The sequence below is a fragment of the Reichenbachiella sp. genome (genome assembly GCF_039944555.1).
GTDB lineage: Bacteria > Bacteroidota > Bacteroidia > Cytophagales > Cyclobacteriaceae > Reichenbachiella.
The window spans coordinates 412758-430647 of the sequence record NZ_JBDUYN010000008.1 but is presented as its reverse complement, the minus strand read 5'-3'; the positions used below and the strand labels follow the sequence as shown (position 1 = coordinate 430647).

The window sequence follows — 17890 nt, the reverse complement described above, 5'->3', positions numbered from 1 at the left end:
TTAGAGGAGGTTCATCTATTTGTAGGTAACTTCTTTGAACGCAAATTCATGAATCATTTCATCTTCTTTAATCTTCAGAAGACCATTTTGGTTGACTCCAACTATGCTGCCTCTAAAGATTCGGCCTGAGGTTTCGTAGATACTTTCAACTTTGAATCTATAGAGTCTAGCTAAATATTGAGATTCAAGTAATTTCACCTTACCTTTTTTTAATTCCAAGTACTTTTTTTCAAGGTTGACTAAAATCTTTTCTATTATTTCATCAATCTCGGTTTTTTGACCCGATATGTCCAGAATAGACGTTGCCTTGTTATTAATAAAATGAGTTTGGTTCACATTCAGGCCGATACCAACGACTGATGATTCAATATTTTGTCCTTTTAATACGTTTTCTATAAGTATGCCTCCAAGTTTACTTTCGCCATAAAAAATGTCATTGGGCCATTTAATCTTTAATTTTTTACCTAAAACGGGAAATAGAGTTGCATAAATGGCTAGTGTGCTAATAATATGAAGCTGAAATTGCTGGATTGCAGGTACAATTGTTGGATGAAGAATGATCGAGAAAGTGGCATTCTTTCCTGGCTCCGATTCCCAGCTATTACCACGCTGACCTCTGCCGTGTGTTTGATGAGAGGTGATGATAGTAGTTCCCTCCAGTTGAGGTTTTTTTTTCAGAATAGAGACGGCGGTATCATTTGTTGAATGACATTCTGGCAGAAAAACTACCTTTTTTCCAAGGAATTGAGTTTTGGCAAAGATTTTATGCAACTTATATTAGTTAATTTTGTGGTAAATTTAGATACAAAGCATGACAGAAGTAAAGGGAGCTCAAAATTCCAAAACATTGAGCGAGGCGGTGATGAGGGGAATGAGAGAAAAGAAGGCTTCGGATGTTGTGCTGATGGATTTGAGAAACATTGGCAATGCTGTTGCTGATTATTTTGTAATTTGCTCAGGTAATTCAGATACACAAATTGATGCCATTTCTGACTCTATCGAAGTTGAAGTCCAAAAGGCCACGTCAAGTGATCCATGGAGAAAGGAAGGAAAAGAAAATAAAGAGTGGGTTTTGATGGATTATGCCGACGTGGTAGTGCATATTTTCAGAAAAGATCGTAGAGAATTTTATTCCCTTGAAAAGCTGTGGGGGGACGCAATCATCACTTCTATTGAAGAATAAAACTAAATCAGCAGCAAGGCGTTAAACACAATTTCATAAATATTTTATAATGGCAGATAAACCGAGAAAGAACAGTATGAACCCACCCAATAAACCCAATTATCAAATTTGGGTGATTTTGGGATTAATGGCATTCATTTTTGGCATATCGTACTTTTCAAACAGCAATTCTGCAGTAGAAATTTCATTCAAAAGATTTGAGCAAATGGTGCTCAGCAACGATGTGAAGCAGGTCGTACTAATAGGTAATCAGAAAATTGTAGAAGTTACACTGAAGGACGAGGCACTACAGAATAGTAAATATAAGATTCAACTGGAGCAACAAAATCGTTTTGGTGTTCAGTCTACTGGTCCTCAGTATTTCTTCAAAATTGAGAGCATAGATATTTTTGCAAACAAAAAGAAGGAGCTGGATGCTCAGCTTAAATCAGGTAATGATTATGAATATTTGGTTGACGATCGATCAGATTATACCCATATATTCCTTAATTCTGGTTTTTTTATCATCATCATACTAGGATTTTGGTTGTTGATGAGAAGGATGACCGGTGGTGGAGGTCCTGGAGGACAGATATTTAATATTGGAAAATCAAGAGCTGCATTATTTGATGCGGAAAATAAAGTCAAAATTACTTTTGATAATGTGGCGGGCTTGGATGAGGCTAAGGAAGAAGTAAAAGAAATTGTCGATTTCTTGAAAAACCCATCAAAATTCACCAAGCTAGGTGGGAAAATTCCAAAGGGCGCGCTATTAGTAGGCCCTCCTGGTACTGGAAAAACTTTGCTAGCGAAAGCAGTGGCAGGTGAGGCCGCAGTTCCGTTCTTTACACTTTCAGGTTCCGACTTTGTGGAAATGTTTGTTGGTGTTGGGGCCGCTAGAGTAAGAGATTTATTTAAGCAGGCTAAAGAGAAGGCCCCTTGTATTGTCTTTATAGATGAAATTGACGCCATTGGTAGATCACGAGGAAAAGGTCAGATGCCGGGATCAAATGATGAGAGAGAGAATACTCTGAATTCATTACTTGTTGAAATGGATGGGTTTTCTACCGACTCAGGCGTAATCATTTTGGCGGCGACCAACCGTCCGGATGTGCTTGATTCTGCTCTACTTAGACCTGGACGATTTGATAGACAAATTGGAATTGATAAACCTGACATTGTAGGTAGGGATGCCATTTTTAAAGTACACTTGGGCCCAATAAAAAGTGATAAGGATGTTGATTCAAGAAAATTAGCTGCACAGACTCCGGGATTTGCCGGAGCAGAGATTGCCAACGTCTGCAATGAAGCAGCTTTGATTGCGGCGAGAAAAGATAAGAAGGCTGTAGATCTGAAAGATTTTCAAGATGCTATTGATCGCGTGATTGGTGGATTGGAAAAAAGAAGTAAGATAATTTCTCCTGAGGAGAAAAAAATTGTAGCTTATCATGAAGCAGGCCATGCTGTAGCGGGATGGTTTTTAGAGCATGCAGATCCTTTGGTTAAAGTAAGCATTGTACCAAGGGGCTACGCTGCATTAGGGTATGCACAATATTTACCTAGAGAGCAACATCTACATCAAACCGAGCAATTACTGGACGAAATGTGTATGGCACTGGGGGGTAGAGCAGCGGAAGAAATTGTATTTGGTAAGATCTCCACCGGGGCATTGAGTGATCTGGAAAGAATTACTAAAATGGCCTATAGTATCGTGACAGTGTATGGAATGAATGAAGCCATTGGAAATATTTCATTCTATGATTCAAAGCAGTCCGAATACAATTTCAATAAACCATACTCTGAGGCCACAGCAGAACTTATTGATAAGGAAGTGAAGAAAATTGTCGATATGGCATACAAGAGAAGTGTTGCACTACTTACTGAAAAAAGGCCTGAGCTCGAAAAAATTGCATTAGAACTGTTAGAGAAAGAAATCATTTTTCAGGCTGACTTGGAGCAGTTAATCGGTAAACGTCCTTTTGAGAAAGATACCAATTACCAAGCCTTCACGAATGGTGCATTGGGGCCTAAAGGAGTAGAGGAGGAAAAAAATGAAAAAGCGATAGAAGAGCTGAAATCAGAAATAAAATCCGAAGTGGAAAGTGAAGAAAAGGAAGAACCTGAGTCTTCGGAGAATGTAGAAGAAACAGCAAAAGATTCTAAATAATAGAATAAATTGGGGCTATGATTCATAGCCCCAAATACTTTTCAGATGAATAATTCCCTGTCTGAATTAGCAAATAATAAGAAAATTTACTTTGCCAGTGATTTCCATCTAGGAGTCCCTGATCATCAGCAATCGATTGTTAGAGAAAAACGCATTGTCCAGTGGTTGGAGCAAATATCATACGATGCGCAGGCAATTTTTCTGTTAGGAGATATTTTTGATTTTTGGTTCGAATACGAACATGTCGTTCCGAAGGGTTTTGTAAGGCTCTTGGGTAAGCTAGCTCAGCTAGCAGACCAAGGAATCAAAATAGTTATATTTTCTGGTAATCATGATTTGTGGCTAAAAGGCTACTTGGTGAAAGAAATTGGAGCTGTGCTGCATCACCGACCTGGGTCTTTTGAAATTGGGTCTCACTCGTTTTACGTTGCACATGGAGATGGGCTTGGGCCTGGAGACACCAAGTTTAAGTATTACAAAAAAATATTTACCAATCGAACCTGTCAGTGGCTATTCAAATGGCTCCACCCTGATATAGGAATTATGTTGGCTAGATCGTGGTCAAGAGGTAGCCGCCTTGCTCAGGTGGATGATCCATTGACTTTTCATGGTGATAAAGAATGGCTCATTATCCACAGCAACCAGGTTGAAAAAAAGAGCCATCATGACTACTACATCTATGGGCATCGCCATATACCAACGAAAAGCCCTCTGACTCAAGATGCTACCTATGTTAATCTGGGTGAGTGGGTAATCGGTAGTTCGTATGCTGTATATGATGGTGAACAATTGGAACTTAGAGAATTTCTAAATGAAGATTAGTTTTATTCTCATGCTGCTCGTATGTATGCCATGCATCTTAGATGCTCAATCTTGGCAACGGATAAAACATGTAGATCGTAAGAATATTGACACCTTCACATTGGATCATGTCGGTAATATTTATGTAACTGATGGACAAGGATCAGTAGCTAAATATGACGAAAGCGGCGAGTTAATATTGGAATATGCCTCAGTGCAATTGGCAGAGATTCATGAAATAGTCGCCACCTCTCAGTTAAAAGTGACCTTATTTTATAAGGATTTACAAGAATTTGTAATTCTAAATAGATATTTAGCTTCTCCTGTTCTGTATCGATTTTCTGATTTTGATCTGGGGTATGTCGAAGGTGTTACTCAAAATTACCAGCAAGCACTTTGGGTTGTCGACCTATCTAGTTTTTCTTTAAAAATGATCGATGTAAGGGAAAAGAGATTGCTTGAAGAGAAATCTTTGGCTTTGATATTCAACCAAAAGAAGGTAGAGATAATGTCTTTCCAGGCTCATCAGAATCGAATGTACCTCATAGACATTTACTCAGGCGTTCAGGTTTTTGATAATATTGGAAACTTCCTGTTTCGATTGATGGAGCATGGACCTGAGGAAGCAGGGTTTGATAAGGACTACCTATATTATCAGGAAGATGGTTTTTTGAACTTGATTCACCTCTATTCAGGACCTGATAAGAGGTTAAAACTGCCACCGGGCGAGTTCTCAAAAATCCGCTATTCTGATGACAGGCTTGTGGCTGTTACGGCTCAGGGATTCGATATATATAAGTATCTTAGCAGCAAATAAGTTGGTAAGGAAAAATATATTTGTTGGAATAAACATGCGTGAAATTGTCATTGTTTGCCTGGGACTAGGGTTGCTATGGGCTTGTGGTGAGGAGCCAGATTGTGATTTAGGTGTACCTCAGAATAACATCGAGATTCAGTTTTATAGCAGTGAGGACTCCACTGCACAATTTATGAAATTTGTTGGTGTTACTGAAAGGAGTACAGACAGCGTGTTTTATACCTCAAAGGATTCGTTATCAAATTTTACACTCAACTTGAATCCTAATACTAGTCAATTGACTTATGTATTTCAAACGGCTACTGCGATTGATACTCTTACAATTAGTTACAACAAACAATTGGAGTGGCTGTCCGAAGAATGCGGACCTACTTTTTTTTATAGCGAATTGGAAGTATTAGGCTCTTCATTTACCTATGATTTGACCTCAAAGTTTATAGACGTCTCCATTGATGAGAATATTAAAATATACAACTAGTCTAATTGCTCTTTTTGTTAGCTGGGGTGGCTTGGCCCAGGAAGCGAAGAAGGATTTTAAACCGTCTGAAGTGATTTTTGCTGCGGATGTAATTGATTTGGGTAAGAGCCTATTTACTGATGAAACTTCGTTGGAGTTTCATGCAAAAATTGATTTTCATCATTTTTATTTAGCCGGAGAATTCGGTATTGATAAAATTAATCCAATTGGGACTGGATTCAATTATTCTTCCGAAGGAACTTTCTTTCGGGTGGGGCCACAGGTGAACCTCATGCCTTACAACAGACATCGTAGTAGTATTTTCTTTGGGTTGATGTATGCCAGAAGTTCATTTAAAGATCAGATTAGTTATTCACAACCAGATGTAGGCTGGGGGGACGAAGTGATTGCCCACACCAATGAAAACTTGAAGGCACGCTGGTTTGAGGCAAATATGGGAATTAATGTAAAAGTATTGGAACCTTTATACTTGGGTTATACAATGAGATTTAAATTTTCTCAAACACTTTCTGGAAATGGAGAACTTCAACCTTTTGAAATTCCGGGGTTTGGAGAGGCAGATAAGAGTAGCCAGTTTGGGTTTAATTACTATATCATCTATAAACTAAGATTTAGAGATAAACCCATTCCAAAAAAGCCCATTCGAAAGATAGAAGAAGTTGAAGAAAAGAGAACGCGCTAACTAAAAGTTGATGTTTCTTTTAGAACAATATAAAATATTTAGAAAATTTATCATCAGTCTATTGTTGCTGATTACTTCTTTGGTAGTCGGTACACTGGGCTTTTTGACCATTGAGAATTTTAGCTGGATAGAGTCTTTCTATATGGCGGTTATTACATTTTCTACAGTTGGCTTTAACGAAGTATATCCTTTGTCTGATGAGGGCAGGTTATTTACCAGTATATATATCATTATTAACTTAATGATATTTGCATATGTAGTGTCAGTTTTTTCTACCTATCTCTTTGAAGGAGAGCTGAATAGATTGTACAGAAAGTTCGTTTTTGGAAAAGAAGTAAAAAAAATGAAAGATCATATTATTGTTTGTGGATTCGGAAGAAATGGGAGTAAGGCATGCGAAGAGCTACAGAGCCAAAATGTTGAATTCGTGGTGGTTGATAGAAATGAGCACTTGATAGATCTGATCCAAAATGTAAAAAAGTATAAATTTATACTAGGAGATTTAACACAGGAGGAGGTTTTGCAGGAGGCTGGTATATACAAGGCCAGGGCACTTATTACAACATTGCCAAGTGACGCCGAAAATGTTTTTTTGACACTTACCGTAAAAGCACTAAACCCAGAGATACAGGTAATCTCTAGAGCTTCCGAAGAAAGTACGATTAAGAAGTTGAAGCAGGCAGGGGCACAGCACGTTATTATGCCAGATGCCATAGGAGGCCTGCATATGGCCCAGCACATTACAAAGCCATTTGTAATTGAGTACTTAGATCAATTGTCTGGGACTAATGAGAATGGCTTATGCCTGGAAGAAATAAAATATGAAGATCTGAAGTCGGACTATCAGGGGCAAACCATTGAATTCATGGATATAAGAAACCGTTCTGGGGTTACTGTTGTAGGCCTAAATGACAAGGGGGGGAAGTTTGTTTTCAATCCCTCTTCCAAAGTGTTGATCGAATCTGAAGTTGTATTGGTAATTGTCGGTAAGCAGCCAGATGTTGATACTTTTAAATCGTATTACCTGAAATAAAAAATCCTTACCGAATGCTCGGTAAGGACTAAAGTTTTTCTTAGAATCTGACCTTTATCAATCGTAATAGTCAAGTCCAAGGTTCGTAATCAGGTCTTCTCCTGCTAAATGCCTCAAAGTATTTTTCAACTTCATCAATTGCACAAAAATATCATGCTGTGGTTTCAAGCCTTTCGCTGCCTGTGGAGATTTTAGATAAAAAGATAACCACTCTTGAATACCACCTTTCATTTTTGCTCTCGACGCCAGGTCAAGGAACAAAGCCAGGTCGAGTACTAAAGGAGCCGCCAAAATGGAATCCTTACAAAGGAAATCCACTTTTATTTGCATTTTGTAACCTAACCAACCTTTAATATCGATATTGTCCCAACCTTCTTTGTCATCACCTCTTGGAGGATAATAGTTGATTCTTACTTTATGATAAAGATTGCCGTATAGTTTAGGGTGTAACTCTGGTTCAAGTACTTCTTCTAATACACCGAGTTTTGACACCTCTTTAGTTTTGAAGTTGTCCGGATCGTCCAATACTTCGCCATCTCTGTTACCCAGGATATTCGTAGAGAACCAGCCATCGATACCCAACGACCTGGCTTTCAAGCCAGGAGCCAAAATGGTTTTCATCAACGTCTGACCAGTTTTAAAATCTTTACCTGCAATTGGTGCACCTGTTTGCTTAGCTAATTCGACTATAGCATCGACATCGCAAGACAAGTTAGGTGCTCCATTCGCATAAGGAATTCCCATTTTCACCGCAGCGTAAGCATAAATCATGCTTGGTGCAATATCAGGGTGATTATTTCTCATGCCTTCTTCGAGCTTCTCAATGGTGGAGTGTACCTCTCCCTCTTCGATGTATATCTCAGTTGATCCACACCAAACCATAGCCAAACGGTCACAACCATTTTCTTCTTTGAACTTGCGCATGTCTTCCATCAAGGCTTCAGCCAGTTCCATTTTGTTGGCATACCCAGTCTTGATGTGGGTGCCTTCAAGTCTCTTGACATAGTTCTTGTCAAAAACGGCCTTCATGGGTTTGATTTGCTCTAATTCGCTTTTTAGTTCATTGAGAAGGTCTTTGTCTAACACTTGAGCGTGCATGGCAGCTTCGTACGCATTGTCTTCGAAAACATCCCATCCACCAAGTACTACATTTTCCAATGGTGCCAATGGAATGAAATCTTTGATTAATGGGTTTCTTTTTTCGGTTCTTTTTCCCAATCGAATAGTACCCATTTGAGTAAGAGATCCTATTGGGTCTGATAATCCTTTTCTGATACTCAGTACACCTGCCATGAAAGTGGTAGATACCGCTCCCATTCCTGGGGTTAGAATGCCTAGCTTTCCTTTAGGCTCCTGAATTGTAATTTTGTCTGACATCTATATTCTATTTTAACGCTATTTTAACCAATGCTCACTTCTATACCAGTCGATGGTCTCTTGAATCCCTTCATAAAGGGTATACTTCGGCTCAATGGCCAAATCTTTATAAAAATCACGAGAGTCACACATCCAGTTCGAACATTTGAGTTCCTTTATTTTTTCAATGTTGAGTTGCGACAAATTCCCTGTAATTCTGGTATAAATTTCAGAGAAAAAAGCCACAATATAAACCACAAACAGTGGTAGCTTAATTTTTAATGTTTTCTTGTTTAAATACTGCTTGATCAGCAAATTGAACTTTACGTTGTCATATTGTCCATTGTCCGATAGAAAATATTTTTTATTTACCAATGGTGAAATAGTCGCTTTTATAATGCCACGAGCTAAATCTTTGACATATATGAACGACAATAATTGAAGTTTACCCCCTATGTATAATTCAAGATTTTTGTTTACTAAATCAAAAACAGGAAACATATCCTTGTCACCTGGTCCGAAAACCGGTGGCGGGCGCAAAATTACATAAGGTAATGTACATTTCTCCTCAATATAGGTCTCTGCTTTTTTCTTGCTCCAACCATAGGCTGAAACAGGGCTGCCATCAGCGTCGATTTTGATCATTTCACTGCTATTTCCGGGGGCAGAAGCTGCCAAACTGCTGATTAATGTGAATTTGGTAATTGGCTGATCAGTACTTTCTAGCGCCTTGATTAGATTGATGGTATAGCTGCAGTTTACCAGATCATATTCAGAATTATCAGTCGACTTGGTAATGCCAGCATTGTGAATCACATAATCAATGGAGCCATTCTCTTCAATAAATTCTGATAATTGAATTTTCAGTACTTCCTTTGATGATAAGTCTAGTTCTACAAATCCGATGTTTTTATTTTTAAGGCTTGATCGATTGCTAGACTTTCGGACGGCGGCAAATACATTGAGCTTTTCGTTCAAGGCATAGTCTACCAAAAACTTACCAATAAATCCAGTAGCCCCTGTGATCAGTATGTTCATTGGTATATTAAAATGGGAAAAAGCCAGTCTTGATCATTTGAAAAAATAAAGCCTGAACAACTCAGGCTTTTATATTTATGCTTTGTTGGATAATAGCGCCGGCTCCGCAAGAACCTCTTCCGGCTCTCCGAACCCAATTATTTTTCTGGCCTTAATAAATTTATCCATTGCGATATCAATTTGCTCATGCGAATGCGTCGCCATCAATGAGAACCTCAATAGTGAAGAATTACTTGGTACAGCCGGTGAAATAACAGGATTTACGAATACTCCTTCATTAAATAGCATCTGAGTCACCTGAAAAGTTTTGGTGTTGTCTCTAACGTATATTGGAACAATCGGAGATTCTGCATCTCCAATGTCAAATTCATTCTGCTTTAGGCACTTTATGGTGTAATTCGTGTTATCCCAAAGTTTTTCAATTCTTTCTGGTTCAGTTTTGATGATTTCCAAGGCAGCTAACGCACTTGCCGCAGACGCAGGAGGAATACTGGCACTAAACATTAATGCCCGCGCGTGATGCTTCATGTATTCAATGGAAGTATGATCTGCAGCTACGAACCCACCTAGTGAAGCCAGCGACTTGCTGAAAGTTCCAACGATAAAATCTACATCGTCCTCCAGACCAAAATGTGAAGCAGTTCCAGATCCTTGCTTACCAATTACACCTACTGAGTGAGCGTCATCTACTATAATCGTCCCACCATATTTTTTTGAGAGCTCCACAATTTTGGGAAGCTTAACGATGTCGCCCTCCATGCTAAATATACCATCAACTACAATCATTTTGACCGCATCGTCTGGTAACCTACTCAATTGCTTTTCCAGGGACTCCATGTCGTTGTGCTTGAATTTAAGCACTTTGGAGAATGATAGTCTGGTGCCATCTATAATTGAGGCGTGATCCAGCTCGTCGATAAGGATATAATCATTACGCCCTGTAAGGCACGATATGGTTCCCAGATTTGATTGAAAACCGGTACTAAATACCAAAGCAGCATCTTTTTTGAAGTATTCGGCGAGTTTTTCTTCGAGCTGCACGTGAAGATCTAAGGTTCCGTTCAAAAACCTAGATCCGGCGCAACCGGTGCCATATTTGTCTACTGCTAGTTTAGCCGCTTCTTTCACCTTTGGGTGATTCGTCAATCCCAAATAGCTGTTGGAACCAAACATCAGTACCCTATTGTCATTGATAATAACTTCCGTGTCCTGATTGGAGCCTATTTCTCTAAAATACGGATATAGACCCTGAGCTCTTGCCTCCTTAGCTACTGTGTACCTCGCCAAACGTTCTCGTAAAATACTCATCAATTATCGGTTTTGTAAAGAATATATTGGTGCTTTATACCGTCCCTATAGCTGATGTTTCAAGAATTATCTTCCCAAAACTAGCAAATTACCAATTTATATTCTTTAGAATTCAATTAGTCCCTTATTTATTTCGTCAGATTGCTTTTTTAAACAGTCTGTGTTTTTTATATACTTCACCATTGATATTCTCAATGGCTTTGTTCATCAGTTCATTATTTTCTAATATCCATGACGCCTCGCCATATAGCATGCCCTTGCGTTTTGCTTCTTCAAATGCCTTCATATAAAAGTATGCGTCAATTCCCAACTTCCTATATCCTTCGACCAGTCCAAGTGTAACAACACGTACCCGGTTGATTTTTCTTTTATAATAAAGCAACTTGAATAGTCCAAATGGAAGCAGTCTTCCTTTCTTTAGTTTTTTTAATGGAACATTCATATCCGGAATACTCAAAGAAAATCCAATTGGCCTTCCCTCGTGTTCTGCGATTAAGACAAAATCAGGATCAACAATTTGCTTCATGTCCTTTGCGGCATGCTTGAACTCCTCATCAGTCATGGGTACAAATCCCCAATTTTTCTCCCAGGCAGAATTGTATATTTGAATGATTTTGTCGATTTCTTCAGAGAATTTACTCAGATTGATCTTTCTGATCGTAATCCCTTTGCCGTTTAGTCTTTCAAGAATTTTAGAAGACAGGCGAATCAATTTGTCAGGAACATCTTTAGTGTAAATAATATAAGACAACAAATCCATGTCCTTTTCAAAACCATATTTTTCAAGATATTCTTTATAATATGGTTTGTTATATGGCATCATAATAGTTGGAGAAGAGTCAAACCCTTCAATCAACGTACCGCAAGTTTCATTGGTTGAATAATTTTCCGGACCGGCTAGTTTGGCCAAGCCCCGCTCTTTTTGCCAATCAGTTACAGTGTTTAACAAGGCTTCAGCCACTGCGTAATTTTCAACCACATCGAAAAAACCAAACTTCCCGGTTTTCTCTCCAGTGAAATTCAGATAATTATTATTCTTGATAGCAGCAACTCTACCTACAACTTTTGAATCCTGATAGGCAAGGAAAAAGTCAGCTTCGGAATGTTTGAAGAATGGATGATTCTTTTTGTCCAAAAGATCCTTTTGCGCAAGGTATAATTCAGGCACGTAATTTGCATCATGCTCATATAGGGCATGAGGAAAATCAATAAACCTCTTTAATTCCTTTTTGTCCTGAACCTTTACTACTTCAATCATTAACCTAATTTGGGTTGCTGCGCACCATCAAAAAATAATGCGCAAAGATATATCTATTGGCTTTCTATTCATATTTAATTTGAAATATTGTGCCCTTTTTTGATGAAACCTAGGAGCTAAATAATACGACCAAATTAAATTTTGATTGGAAGGATTCGCCATATTAATTGGACTCTTAGAATTATTAATAGAATTATTCAGAGAGTCAAATAAAAAACCCCTACCTACATTTATATTACGACAATCAAAATCGTGGTACCACCCAAGCAACCTTTAATTTTTTTTCAGTCTTTGTAATATTATTTGAGTATTGTCAACTTACCTGGAGGAATTGACAAGTGAATAAAGGATAACTTAATATCAAATAATGAAAAGACTCGGCTGGATAGTATTTGGTTTTTTTTCTGTTGTGATTGGTATATACCCGGTGCTTTACGGTTTGGTTGATATGAGTCAGGGGTTTTTAGGTGGCAAATCTGAAGGGATATTGGAAAGTAGCGTTTGGAACTGGCTTTTTTATCAACACATTGGGTTTGGAGCCATCAGCATGCTTACAGGATGGACACAGTTTAGTAAAAATCTAAGAGCTAGAAGGATAAACGTTCATCGCATGCTAGGAAAAATCTATGTACTAGCAGTACTCTTTAGTGGAAGTGCAGGGCTGTACCTATCTTTTTTTGCTACAGGAGGGGCGGTGGCTGGCTTCGGGTTTGGCACGATGGCTGTTTTATGGTTGAGCACAACGGTAATGGCATTTGTGACCGTGAAAAATGGGGATATAAAAGCCCATCAAAATTGGATGATAAGAAGTTATGCACTTTGCTGGGCAGCAGTGACGCTAAGAATATGGTTACCGATGCTTCAGGGAGCAGTAGGTGTGGACTTTATTACTGCCTATTTGATTGTATCATGGTTGTGTTGGGTTCCGAATTTGGCAGCAGCCGAGATTATTGTTAGAAAAAGCACTTAGAATAGGATAAAAAAGAGACCAAGATATGGACTCTTTTTTTATTACGGCCTAGACCTTTTTCTTGTGGAGGGCAGGATTATTCGACAATAATCTCATCTACGAATAACCAGGCTTTGTCTCCAGCGCCTGGATGCCAGGATGGGCAAAGTCCCATGTTGGAGGCTTCAAGTTTCAGGTATCTGACCTTGGTATTTGCAAAATCCAATTGGTAATTTTTTAATGAGGCTTGCCTGGATTCTCTGGCAGGTGTTATTTTTTTGGTTACAAGTTTTGTGTAGGTAGTACCATCATTGGAATAGGAAATCGTGATGCTGGTTGGAAAAAATATGTAAGAAGAAATATCTTCAAAACAGCCTAAAGTGACTTTTTTCATATCGATAGTCTTGCCCATGTCCAGTTGAGCTACCAGATCAACCTCATGGAATCCGAGCCACTGGTCGTCTCTAAAATCATCGCTTCCTCTTCTGCTGTCAATTAGACTTAGTGGCCCGTTGGCACGATATTGTTCGCTGGGCTGGTTTTGTAATTGTGCCGTTTGTATTAGGAATTTCACCTTAGTCAAATCCACCACAGAGGCCTTACTGGGTCTCCATCCTTCTTTAGAAACAATGGCTTTTATGGTGCAAGATGAGGTGATTGTAATCGGGCTAACATATAATTTTGAAGAGCCGTCGGGTTCCGAGCCATCAAGTGTATAATAGATTTTTACGTTTTCGATGCCAAGCGATAGTTTCACCTGAGTGGTGTCTTTAAAAATTGGTCTCTCGGTTTCAATGAATGGCTTGGCGAGACGGACAGTGTCAAGCTGTGCGATATCAATACCTTTTTCTATCACCAGTTCAGGCCTTTTTTTCGCCAGAGCGAGCGTGGCTTCGTCGCTCACTTGAGTTTTCCAGAGGTAGAGATGCTTGAGAAGCTTCAATTCCGTCAGGTGAGCAATTCCCTGATCGGTCACTTGCGTTCCGTAAAGGTTGAGATACTCCAAATGGGTCAATTTTTTTAAATGTTTCAGTCCATTATCAGTAATATTCGTGTTTTGTAAATAGAGTTTAATCAGATTTCCGAAGTCTCGTATCTCTTTGAGGGATGCGTCTGAACTCTGCGTTTTGCTCAAATCGAGCGATACCATTTGTTCTGCAATGGGTTCTAGAAGGTCATCAAGGTTTGAGGCCTCGCTGTCGATTCTCACATGAACGAAAGGTGATTCAGATGAGAGCGGAGTAATAGTCACCTGGTTTTCCATCATTTCCATCAGATCGTCTTCATCTGCAAAATCAATCTCTTTGGCAAACACCGGATTGATTTTTTTTGTCATTTTTTCCTCCAGCTTCTTCAGAATACCTTCAATGTCAGGCGATTTTTCTAAGGTAGCCACGGTGGACTTTGTATCCGCTCCGCTGGCTACCCACCATTTCATGAGTGCAATTTCATCAGTATCCAGTTGTGGTTTACCTTTTGGTGGCATATGTTCTTCTTGATCCAAAGGTAAACTCACGTGTTTGATCATTAGGCTCTGACCGGTATCCGCAGGTACAAATGCAGGTCCGGATTCGCCTCCGGCCAGTAGTGCTTCCAAAGAGTGCATTTTCAACCCTCCTTTAGACTTACTGGTATTGTGACAGGAGACACATTTGTCTTCGAGTACGGGCTGAATGATATTGGCAAACACAATGGCTTCGTCTATCGATTGGACATTGGCTAATATTCCTTTGTTCTGCGGGGCTATACCTAATAGTCCTTTGAGGCCGGTTGGCATGTCTTTGGTGAGGTAATTCTCTCCGTGAGTGAGTGATCCACCATAGTGGCCAGTTGCAGATAAAAGTACTAGTGACAAAGTCAATACCGGGTAATATATTTTTGCATTCATTTTTTTCGCTTTCAGAAATATTAAAATAAAAGAACAGATTGTAAGTAGAATGCCAAGCCACATGTGCGTATTCAGCAGATCATCTCCATATCCGCCATCCAGAGATAGCATATAGCCAAATAGTGCAGCAACCAGACTGCTTCCGGCCGACAGGTACAAGGCAAATGAAATGGCTGGTTCGAATACTTTCTGCTTCTTGATAAACATGAAGGCCTCCATCATTCCTGCCAATAGCAGAAAACCTATGGGTAAGTGTACAATCAGGGCATGAAAATGTCCAAAAAAACTGAACCATTGGCTGATGTCATCGCCGTCGCCCTGACCAAATGCCGGCTGAGACGATGTAACATAAAACCCTGCTGATAACATTACACCAATCACTCTTTTCAATGCGTATTTTTTTGAACTCCATGGGAATCGAATCATATTCTTTCCAGTTTAATAGGGTACGTTTGGCCACTGTTCCATTGGGGCACATAAATATTCTTATCTTGATCTACACAGACATCGTGTGGATGAGTAAACAGCATGATGGTCTGATGCATTTTCTGGAGTTCTCCCTGATCATATATAGGTATGCTGCCTCCAGGATTAGATATTACCTTGTTGTCTTTGTCCAAAATACAGACAAAACCACTAGGCATGGACCACCTTCCGTGAGAGACGATGACTGCAAAATAGACATTGTCCTCATCAATGACTGGTCTGCAAATTGAGGCACCAGGTAACGCGATGGTATCCATGTATTCCCCGGTTAGGGTATATCGTTTTACCGCATTTTGCTGTCTGGCTGTTATTAATAATATCGGATTGGCTTTGTCTCGATCATCATAGCAAATGCCGTGGGCATTGTCGAAATATTCCGGGCCTTCTCCACGACCTCCAAAAATGTTCAACAATTCACCTTTGTGGTTGTAATGCATGATGTGTTGCTCACCGTATCCATCGGCCACATAAAAATCCCCGTTTGGTGTCACAGTTACTTCCGTGGGTTTATATTGGTCGGGTGATTGATAATGGTCTGTTCCTTGGGGGAAGTCAAGTGTCATCAGCACTTCTCCATCCAGGTCAGTTTTGAATACCTGGTGTCGTTCTTGATCTGTAATAAACAGAAAATCCTCTTCATTTTCCTTAGCGAGAGTGAGTCCGTGTGCCCCAGGGTACTCAGTACCCCAGGTTTTCAATACCTTGCCCGATCTGTCGTAGATAATTACATTGTTTTTTGTCTCATTGGTAAGTAAGACCAGGCGGCCTCGACTATCCTGAATCATTTCATGACAATCCTTTACCGGTATTTTGGAGACATCCTGGACTCCCCAATCGTAAACCACCCGATATTTATGACTACCATGCCCTAAAATGCCCGTTTGCGGTCTGGTTTTGCCTGCAATAATGATATTGGGTAGGGTGATCATGCCTGCAGTAGCCAGGGCCGTTTTTTTTATAAAAGATCGCTTATCCATATGATCAGGCGATGAGGTCTTTTATGACTTTTCCCGAAACGTCCGTGAGCCTGTATCTTCTGCCTTGATGCTTAAAGATCAATCTTTCATGGTCGACGCCAAGTAAATGGAGCATGGTTGCTTGAAAATCATGCACATGTACCGGGTCTTTAATGATGTTGTAACCGAACTCATCGGTTTCGCCATAAGTGATTCCTTTTTTCAGACCACCACCGGCCATCCACATGGAAAAGCATCTGGGGTGATGATCACGCCCATAATTAGTCTCCGTCAGCATACCTTGAGAATAATTGGTACGACCAAATTCTCCGCCCCAGACTACCAATGTGTCTTCCAGTAATCCACGTTGTTTCAGATCCATGATGAGAGCTGCAGAAGCCTGGTCTACATCCTGGGCTTGTCGTTGGATTTGATTTGGTAGATTTTCGTGTTGGTCCCACCCCATGTGATACAATTGAACAAATTTCACATCTTGTTCTATGAGTCTTCTTGCAAGCAGACAATTGGCTGCAAATGTTCCTGGTTTGGACGCGTTAGGCCCATACATTTTATGTACCCACTCCGGTTCTTTAGAGACGTCCATGACTTCTGGTACCGAGGTTTGCATCCGATAGGCCATCTCATACTGGGCGATTCTGCTGACAATCTCAGGATCACCTACGTCTTTCATGTGCATCATATTCATCTTGGCCAATTGATCCAATACTTCTCTTCTTTTTGACCGAGATACCCCATCTGGATTGTTGAGAAACAGGACTGGATCCTTGCCTGATCTAAATTGGACTCCTTGATGCAGAGAATTCAAAAATCCATTACCCCACAACCTTGAATACAGCGGTTGTCCCTGGGGTCTGCCTGTACCTTTTGACAGCAAAACACAAAATGACGGAAGGTTGTTGTTGTCGCTGCCAAGCCCATAGCTCAACCAGGAACCTATACTGGGTCTACCCGCTTGCTGATGCCCTGTCTGAAAAAAAGTAATGGCCGGGTCATGATTGATGGCTTCGGTATGCATGGACTTTACCATGCATATTTCGTCAGCAATTTTCGAGGTATAAGGCAGTAGATCACTGAACCACATTCCACTTTGACCATGTTGAGAAAACTTAAACTGTGAGTTGGCGAGTGGGAAGGACTTCTGTTCCGAAGTCATGGTTGTTAGTCTTTGTCCTGCCCGAATGGACTCGGGAAGGTCTTGTCCGCGTCGTTTATCAAGCAGCGGTTTGTAATCGAATAATTCCAATTGTGAAGGGCCACCGCTTTGGAATAAATAGATAACACGTTTAGCCTTAGGCATAAAGTGACCTCCATTTAGAATACCGTTACCTGAATTTATATTGGCTAATCCATTGATTTTATTGGCGAAAGCCTTTGCAGGATCTAGGAGCGATGAGAGTGCAACGGCGCCAAGACCCATGCTGGCCTTGCTCAGGAAATGTCTTCGATTTTGATTGTACTGGTAATTGAGAATTTCTTTGTCTGTCATAATC

At 39.9% G+C, this 17890-nt stretch carries 16 protein-coding genes; 8 read left to right on the top strand and 8 right to left on the bottom strand.

Annotation, left to right across the window (positions count from 1 at the left end; translation table 11 throughout):
- Positions 1–15: 15 nt before the first annotated feature.
- Entirely contained in the window at positions 16–771 is a 756-nt protein-coding gene (locus ABJD64_RS15480) for a biotin--[acetyl-CoA-carboxylase] ligase (RefSeq protein WP_348183115.1), read from the bottom strand.
- A gap of 40 nt (positions 772–811) precedes the next feature.
- Here ABJD64_RS15480 and rsfS point away from each other — a divergent pair, with 40 nt between their 5' ends.
- The 7 genes from rsfS to ABJD64_RS15445 are packed head-to-tail and all read left to right on the top strand — an operon-like array spanning position 812 to position 7140.
- Complete coding sequence (rsfS, locus tag ABJD64_RS15475; RefSeq protein WP_348183113.1) at positions 812–1183, top strand: ribosome silencing factor; 372 nt, start codon at positions 812–814, stop codon at positions 1181–1183.
- A 49-nt stretch (positions 1184–1232) separates the two neighbouring features.
- Positions 1233–3329 carry an ATP-dependent zinc metalloprotease FtsH gene (ftsH, locus tag ABJD64_RS15470; RefSeq protein ID WP_348183111.1) on the top strand — a complete coding sequence of 699 codons (2097 nt, stop codon included), beginning with the start codon at positions 1233–1235 and terminating at the stop codon, positions 3327–3329.
- Positions 3330–3374: 45 nt separating this feature from the next.
- Positions 3375–4151: a UDP-2,3-diacylglucosamine diphosphatase gene (locus ABJD64_RS15465; protein ID WP_348183109.1), complete on the top strand. Its 777-nt coding sequence runs from the start codon at positions 3375–3377 to the stop codon at positions 4149–4151.
- A complete protein-coding gene (locus ABJD64_RS15460; protein WP_348183107.1) occupies positions 4141–4947 on the top strand; it encodes a hypothetical protein in 807 nt (268 codons plus the stop codon). Before ABJD64_RS15465 ends, ABJD64_RS15460 begins: the two co-directional genes overlap by 11 nt.
- A gap of 34 nt (positions 4948–4981) precedes the next feature.
- The gene (locus ABJD64_RS15455) at positions 4982–5425 is read left to right on the top strand and encodes a DUF6452 family protein (protein ID WP_348183105.1); all 444 of its coding nucleotides are present in this window, start codon (positions 4982–4984) and stop codon (positions 5423–5425) included.
- Positions 5400–6107 carry a DUF6048 family protein gene (locus ABJD64_RS15450; RefSeq protein WP_348183103.1) on the top strand — a complete coding sequence of 236 codons (708 nt, stop codon included), beginning with the start codon at positions 5400–5402 and terminating at the stop codon, positions 6105–6107. Before ABJD64_RS15455 ends, ABJD64_RS15450 begins: the two co-directional genes overlap by 26 nt.
- A 10-nt stretch (positions 6108–6117) precedes the next feature.
- Positions 6118–7140, top strand: coding sequence for an NAD-binding protein (locus ABJD64_RS15445; RefSeq protein ID WP_348183101.1), 1023 nt, complete (start codon positions 6118–6120; stop codon positions 7138–7140).
- 57 nt (positions 7141–7197) lie between these two features.
- On the opposite strand, the gene ABJD64_RS15440 is transcribed toward ABJD64_RS15445, so the two are convergent.
- From ABJD64_RS15440 to ABJD64_RS15425, 4 genes are all read right to left on the bottom strand, one after another.
- Positions 7198–8517, bottom strand: coding sequence for an inositol-3-phosphate synthase (locus ABJD64_RS15440; RefSeq protein WP_348183099.1), 1320 nt, complete (start codon positions 8515–8517; stop codon positions 7198–7200).
- A gap of 18 nt (positions 8518–8535) precedes the next feature.
- Positions 8536–9534, bottom strand: coding sequence for an NAD(P)-dependent oxidoreductase (locus ABJD64_RS15435; RefSeq protein ID WP_348183097.1), 999 nt, complete (start codon positions 9532–9534; stop codon positions 8536–8538).
- Positions 9535–9609: 75 nt separating this feature from the next.
- Complete coding sequence (locus tag ABJD64_RS15430; RefSeq protein WP_348183095.1) at positions 9610–10842, bottom strand: pyridoxal phosphate-dependent aminotransferase family protein; 1233 nt, start codon at positions 10840–10842, stop codon at positions 9610–9612.
- Positions 10843–10978: 136 nt separating this feature from the next.
- Positions 10979–12100: a hypothetical protein gene (locus ABJD64_RS15425; protein ID WP_348183093.1), complete on the bottom strand. Its 1122-nt coding sequence runs from the start codon at positions 12098–12100 to the stop codon at positions 10979–10981.
- A gap of 367 nt (positions 12101–12467) precedes the next feature.
- Between ABJD64_RS15425 and ABJD64_RS15420 the strand changes: the two genes are divergently transcribed.
- Positions 12468–13070: a DUF2306 domain-containing protein gene (locus ABJD64_RS15420; protein ID WP_348183091.1), complete on the top strand. Its 603-nt coding sequence runs from the start codon at positions 12468–12470 to the stop codon at positions 13068–13070.
- Between the two features lie 76 nt (positions 13071–13146).
- Here ABJD64_RS15420 and ABJD64_RS15415 read toward each other — a convergent pair whose 3' ends face one another.
- Genes ABJD64_RS15415 through ABJD64_RS15405 form a run of 3 tightly spaced genes read right to left on the bottom strand, consistent with a single transcriptional unit; the run spans position 13147 to position 17886 of the window.
- Entirely contained in the window at positions 13147–15363 is a 2217-nt protein-coding gene (locus ABJD64_RS15415; RefSeq protein WP_348183089.1) for a chitobiase/beta-hexosaminidase C-terminal domain-containing protein, read from the bottom strand.
- Positions 15360–16400 (bottom strand): 6-bladed beta-propeller, encoded by a 1041-nt coding sequence (locus ABJD64_RS15410; protein WP_348183088.1) that lies wholly within the window; start codon positions 16398–16400, stop codon positions 15360–15362. The genes ABJD64_RS15415 and ABJD64_RS15410 overlap by 4 nt, the downstream gene beginning before the upstream one ends.
- A 4-nt stretch (positions 16401–16404) precedes the next feature.
- Positions 16405–17886 carry a DUF1501 domain-containing protein gene (locus ABJD64_RS15405; protein ID WP_348183086.1) on the bottom strand — a complete coding sequence of 494 codons (1482 nt, stop codon included), beginning with the start codon at positions 17884–17886 and terminating at the stop codon, positions 16405–16407.
- Positions 17887–17890 lie beyond the last annotated feature (4 nt).

Bases quoted from the DNA above. Each gene is read 5' to 3' on its own strand.
- rsfS (WP_348183113.1), top strand. From the start codon at position 812: ATGACAGAAGTAAAGGGAGCTCAAAATTCCAAAACATTGAGCGAGGCG.
- ABJD64_RS15445 (WP_348183101.1), top strand. From the start codon at position 6,118: ATGTTTCTTTTAGAACAATATAAAATATTTAGAAAATTTATCATCAGT.
- ABJD64_RS15405 (WP_348183086.1), bottom strand. From the start codon at position 17,886: ATGACAGACAAAGAAATTCTCAATTACCAGTACAATCAAAATCGAAGA.
- ABJD64_RS15410 (WP_348183088.1), bottom strand. From the start codon at position 16,400: ATGGATAAGCGATCTTTTATAAAAAAAACGGCCCTGGCTACTGCAGGC.
- ABJD64_RS15440 (WP_348183099.1), bottom strand. From the start codon at position 8,517: ATGTCAGACAAAATTACAATTCAGGAGCCTAAAGGAAAGCTAGGCATT.
- ABJD64_RS15465 (WP_348183109.1), top strand. From the start codon at position 3,375: ATGAATAATTCCCTGTCTGAATTAGCAAATAATAAGAAAATTTACTTT.
- ABJD64_RS15415 (WP_348183089.1), bottom strand. From the start codon at position 15,363: ATGATTCGATTCCCATGGAGTTCAAAAAAATACGCATTGAAAAGAGTG.
- ABJD64_RS15450 (WP_348183103.1), top strand. From the start codon at position 5,400: ATGAGAATATTAAAATATACAACTAGTCTAATTGCTCTTTTTGTTAGC.
- ABJD64_RS15430 (WP_348183095.1), bottom strand. From the start codon at position 10,842: ATGAGTATTTTACGAGAACGTTTGGCGAGGTACACAGTAGCTAAGGAG.
- ABJD64_RS15455 (WP_348183105.1), top strand. From the start codon at position 4,982: ATGCGTGAAATTGTCATTGTTTGCCTGGGACTAGGGTTGCTATGGGCT.
- ABJD64_RS15425 (WP_348183093.1), bottom strand. From the start codon at position 12,100: ATGATTGAAGTAGTAAAGGTTCAGGACAAAAAGGAATTAAAGAGGTTT.
- ABJD64_RS15460 (WP_348183107.1), top strand. From the start codon at position 4,141: ATGAAGATTAGTTTTATTCTCATGCTGCTCGTATGTATGCCATGCATC.
- ftsH (WP_348183111.1), top strand. From the start codon at position 1,233: ATGGCAGATAAACCGAGAAAGAACAGTATGAACCCACCCAATAAACCC.
- ABJD64_RS15435 (WP_348183097.1), bottom strand. From the start codon at position 9,534: ATGAACATACTGATCACAGGGGCTACTGGATTTATTGGTAAGTTTTTG.
- ABJD64_RS15420 (WP_348183091.1), top strand. From the start codon at position 12,468: ATGAAAAGACTCGGCTGGATAGTATTTGGTTTTTTTTCTGTTGTGATT.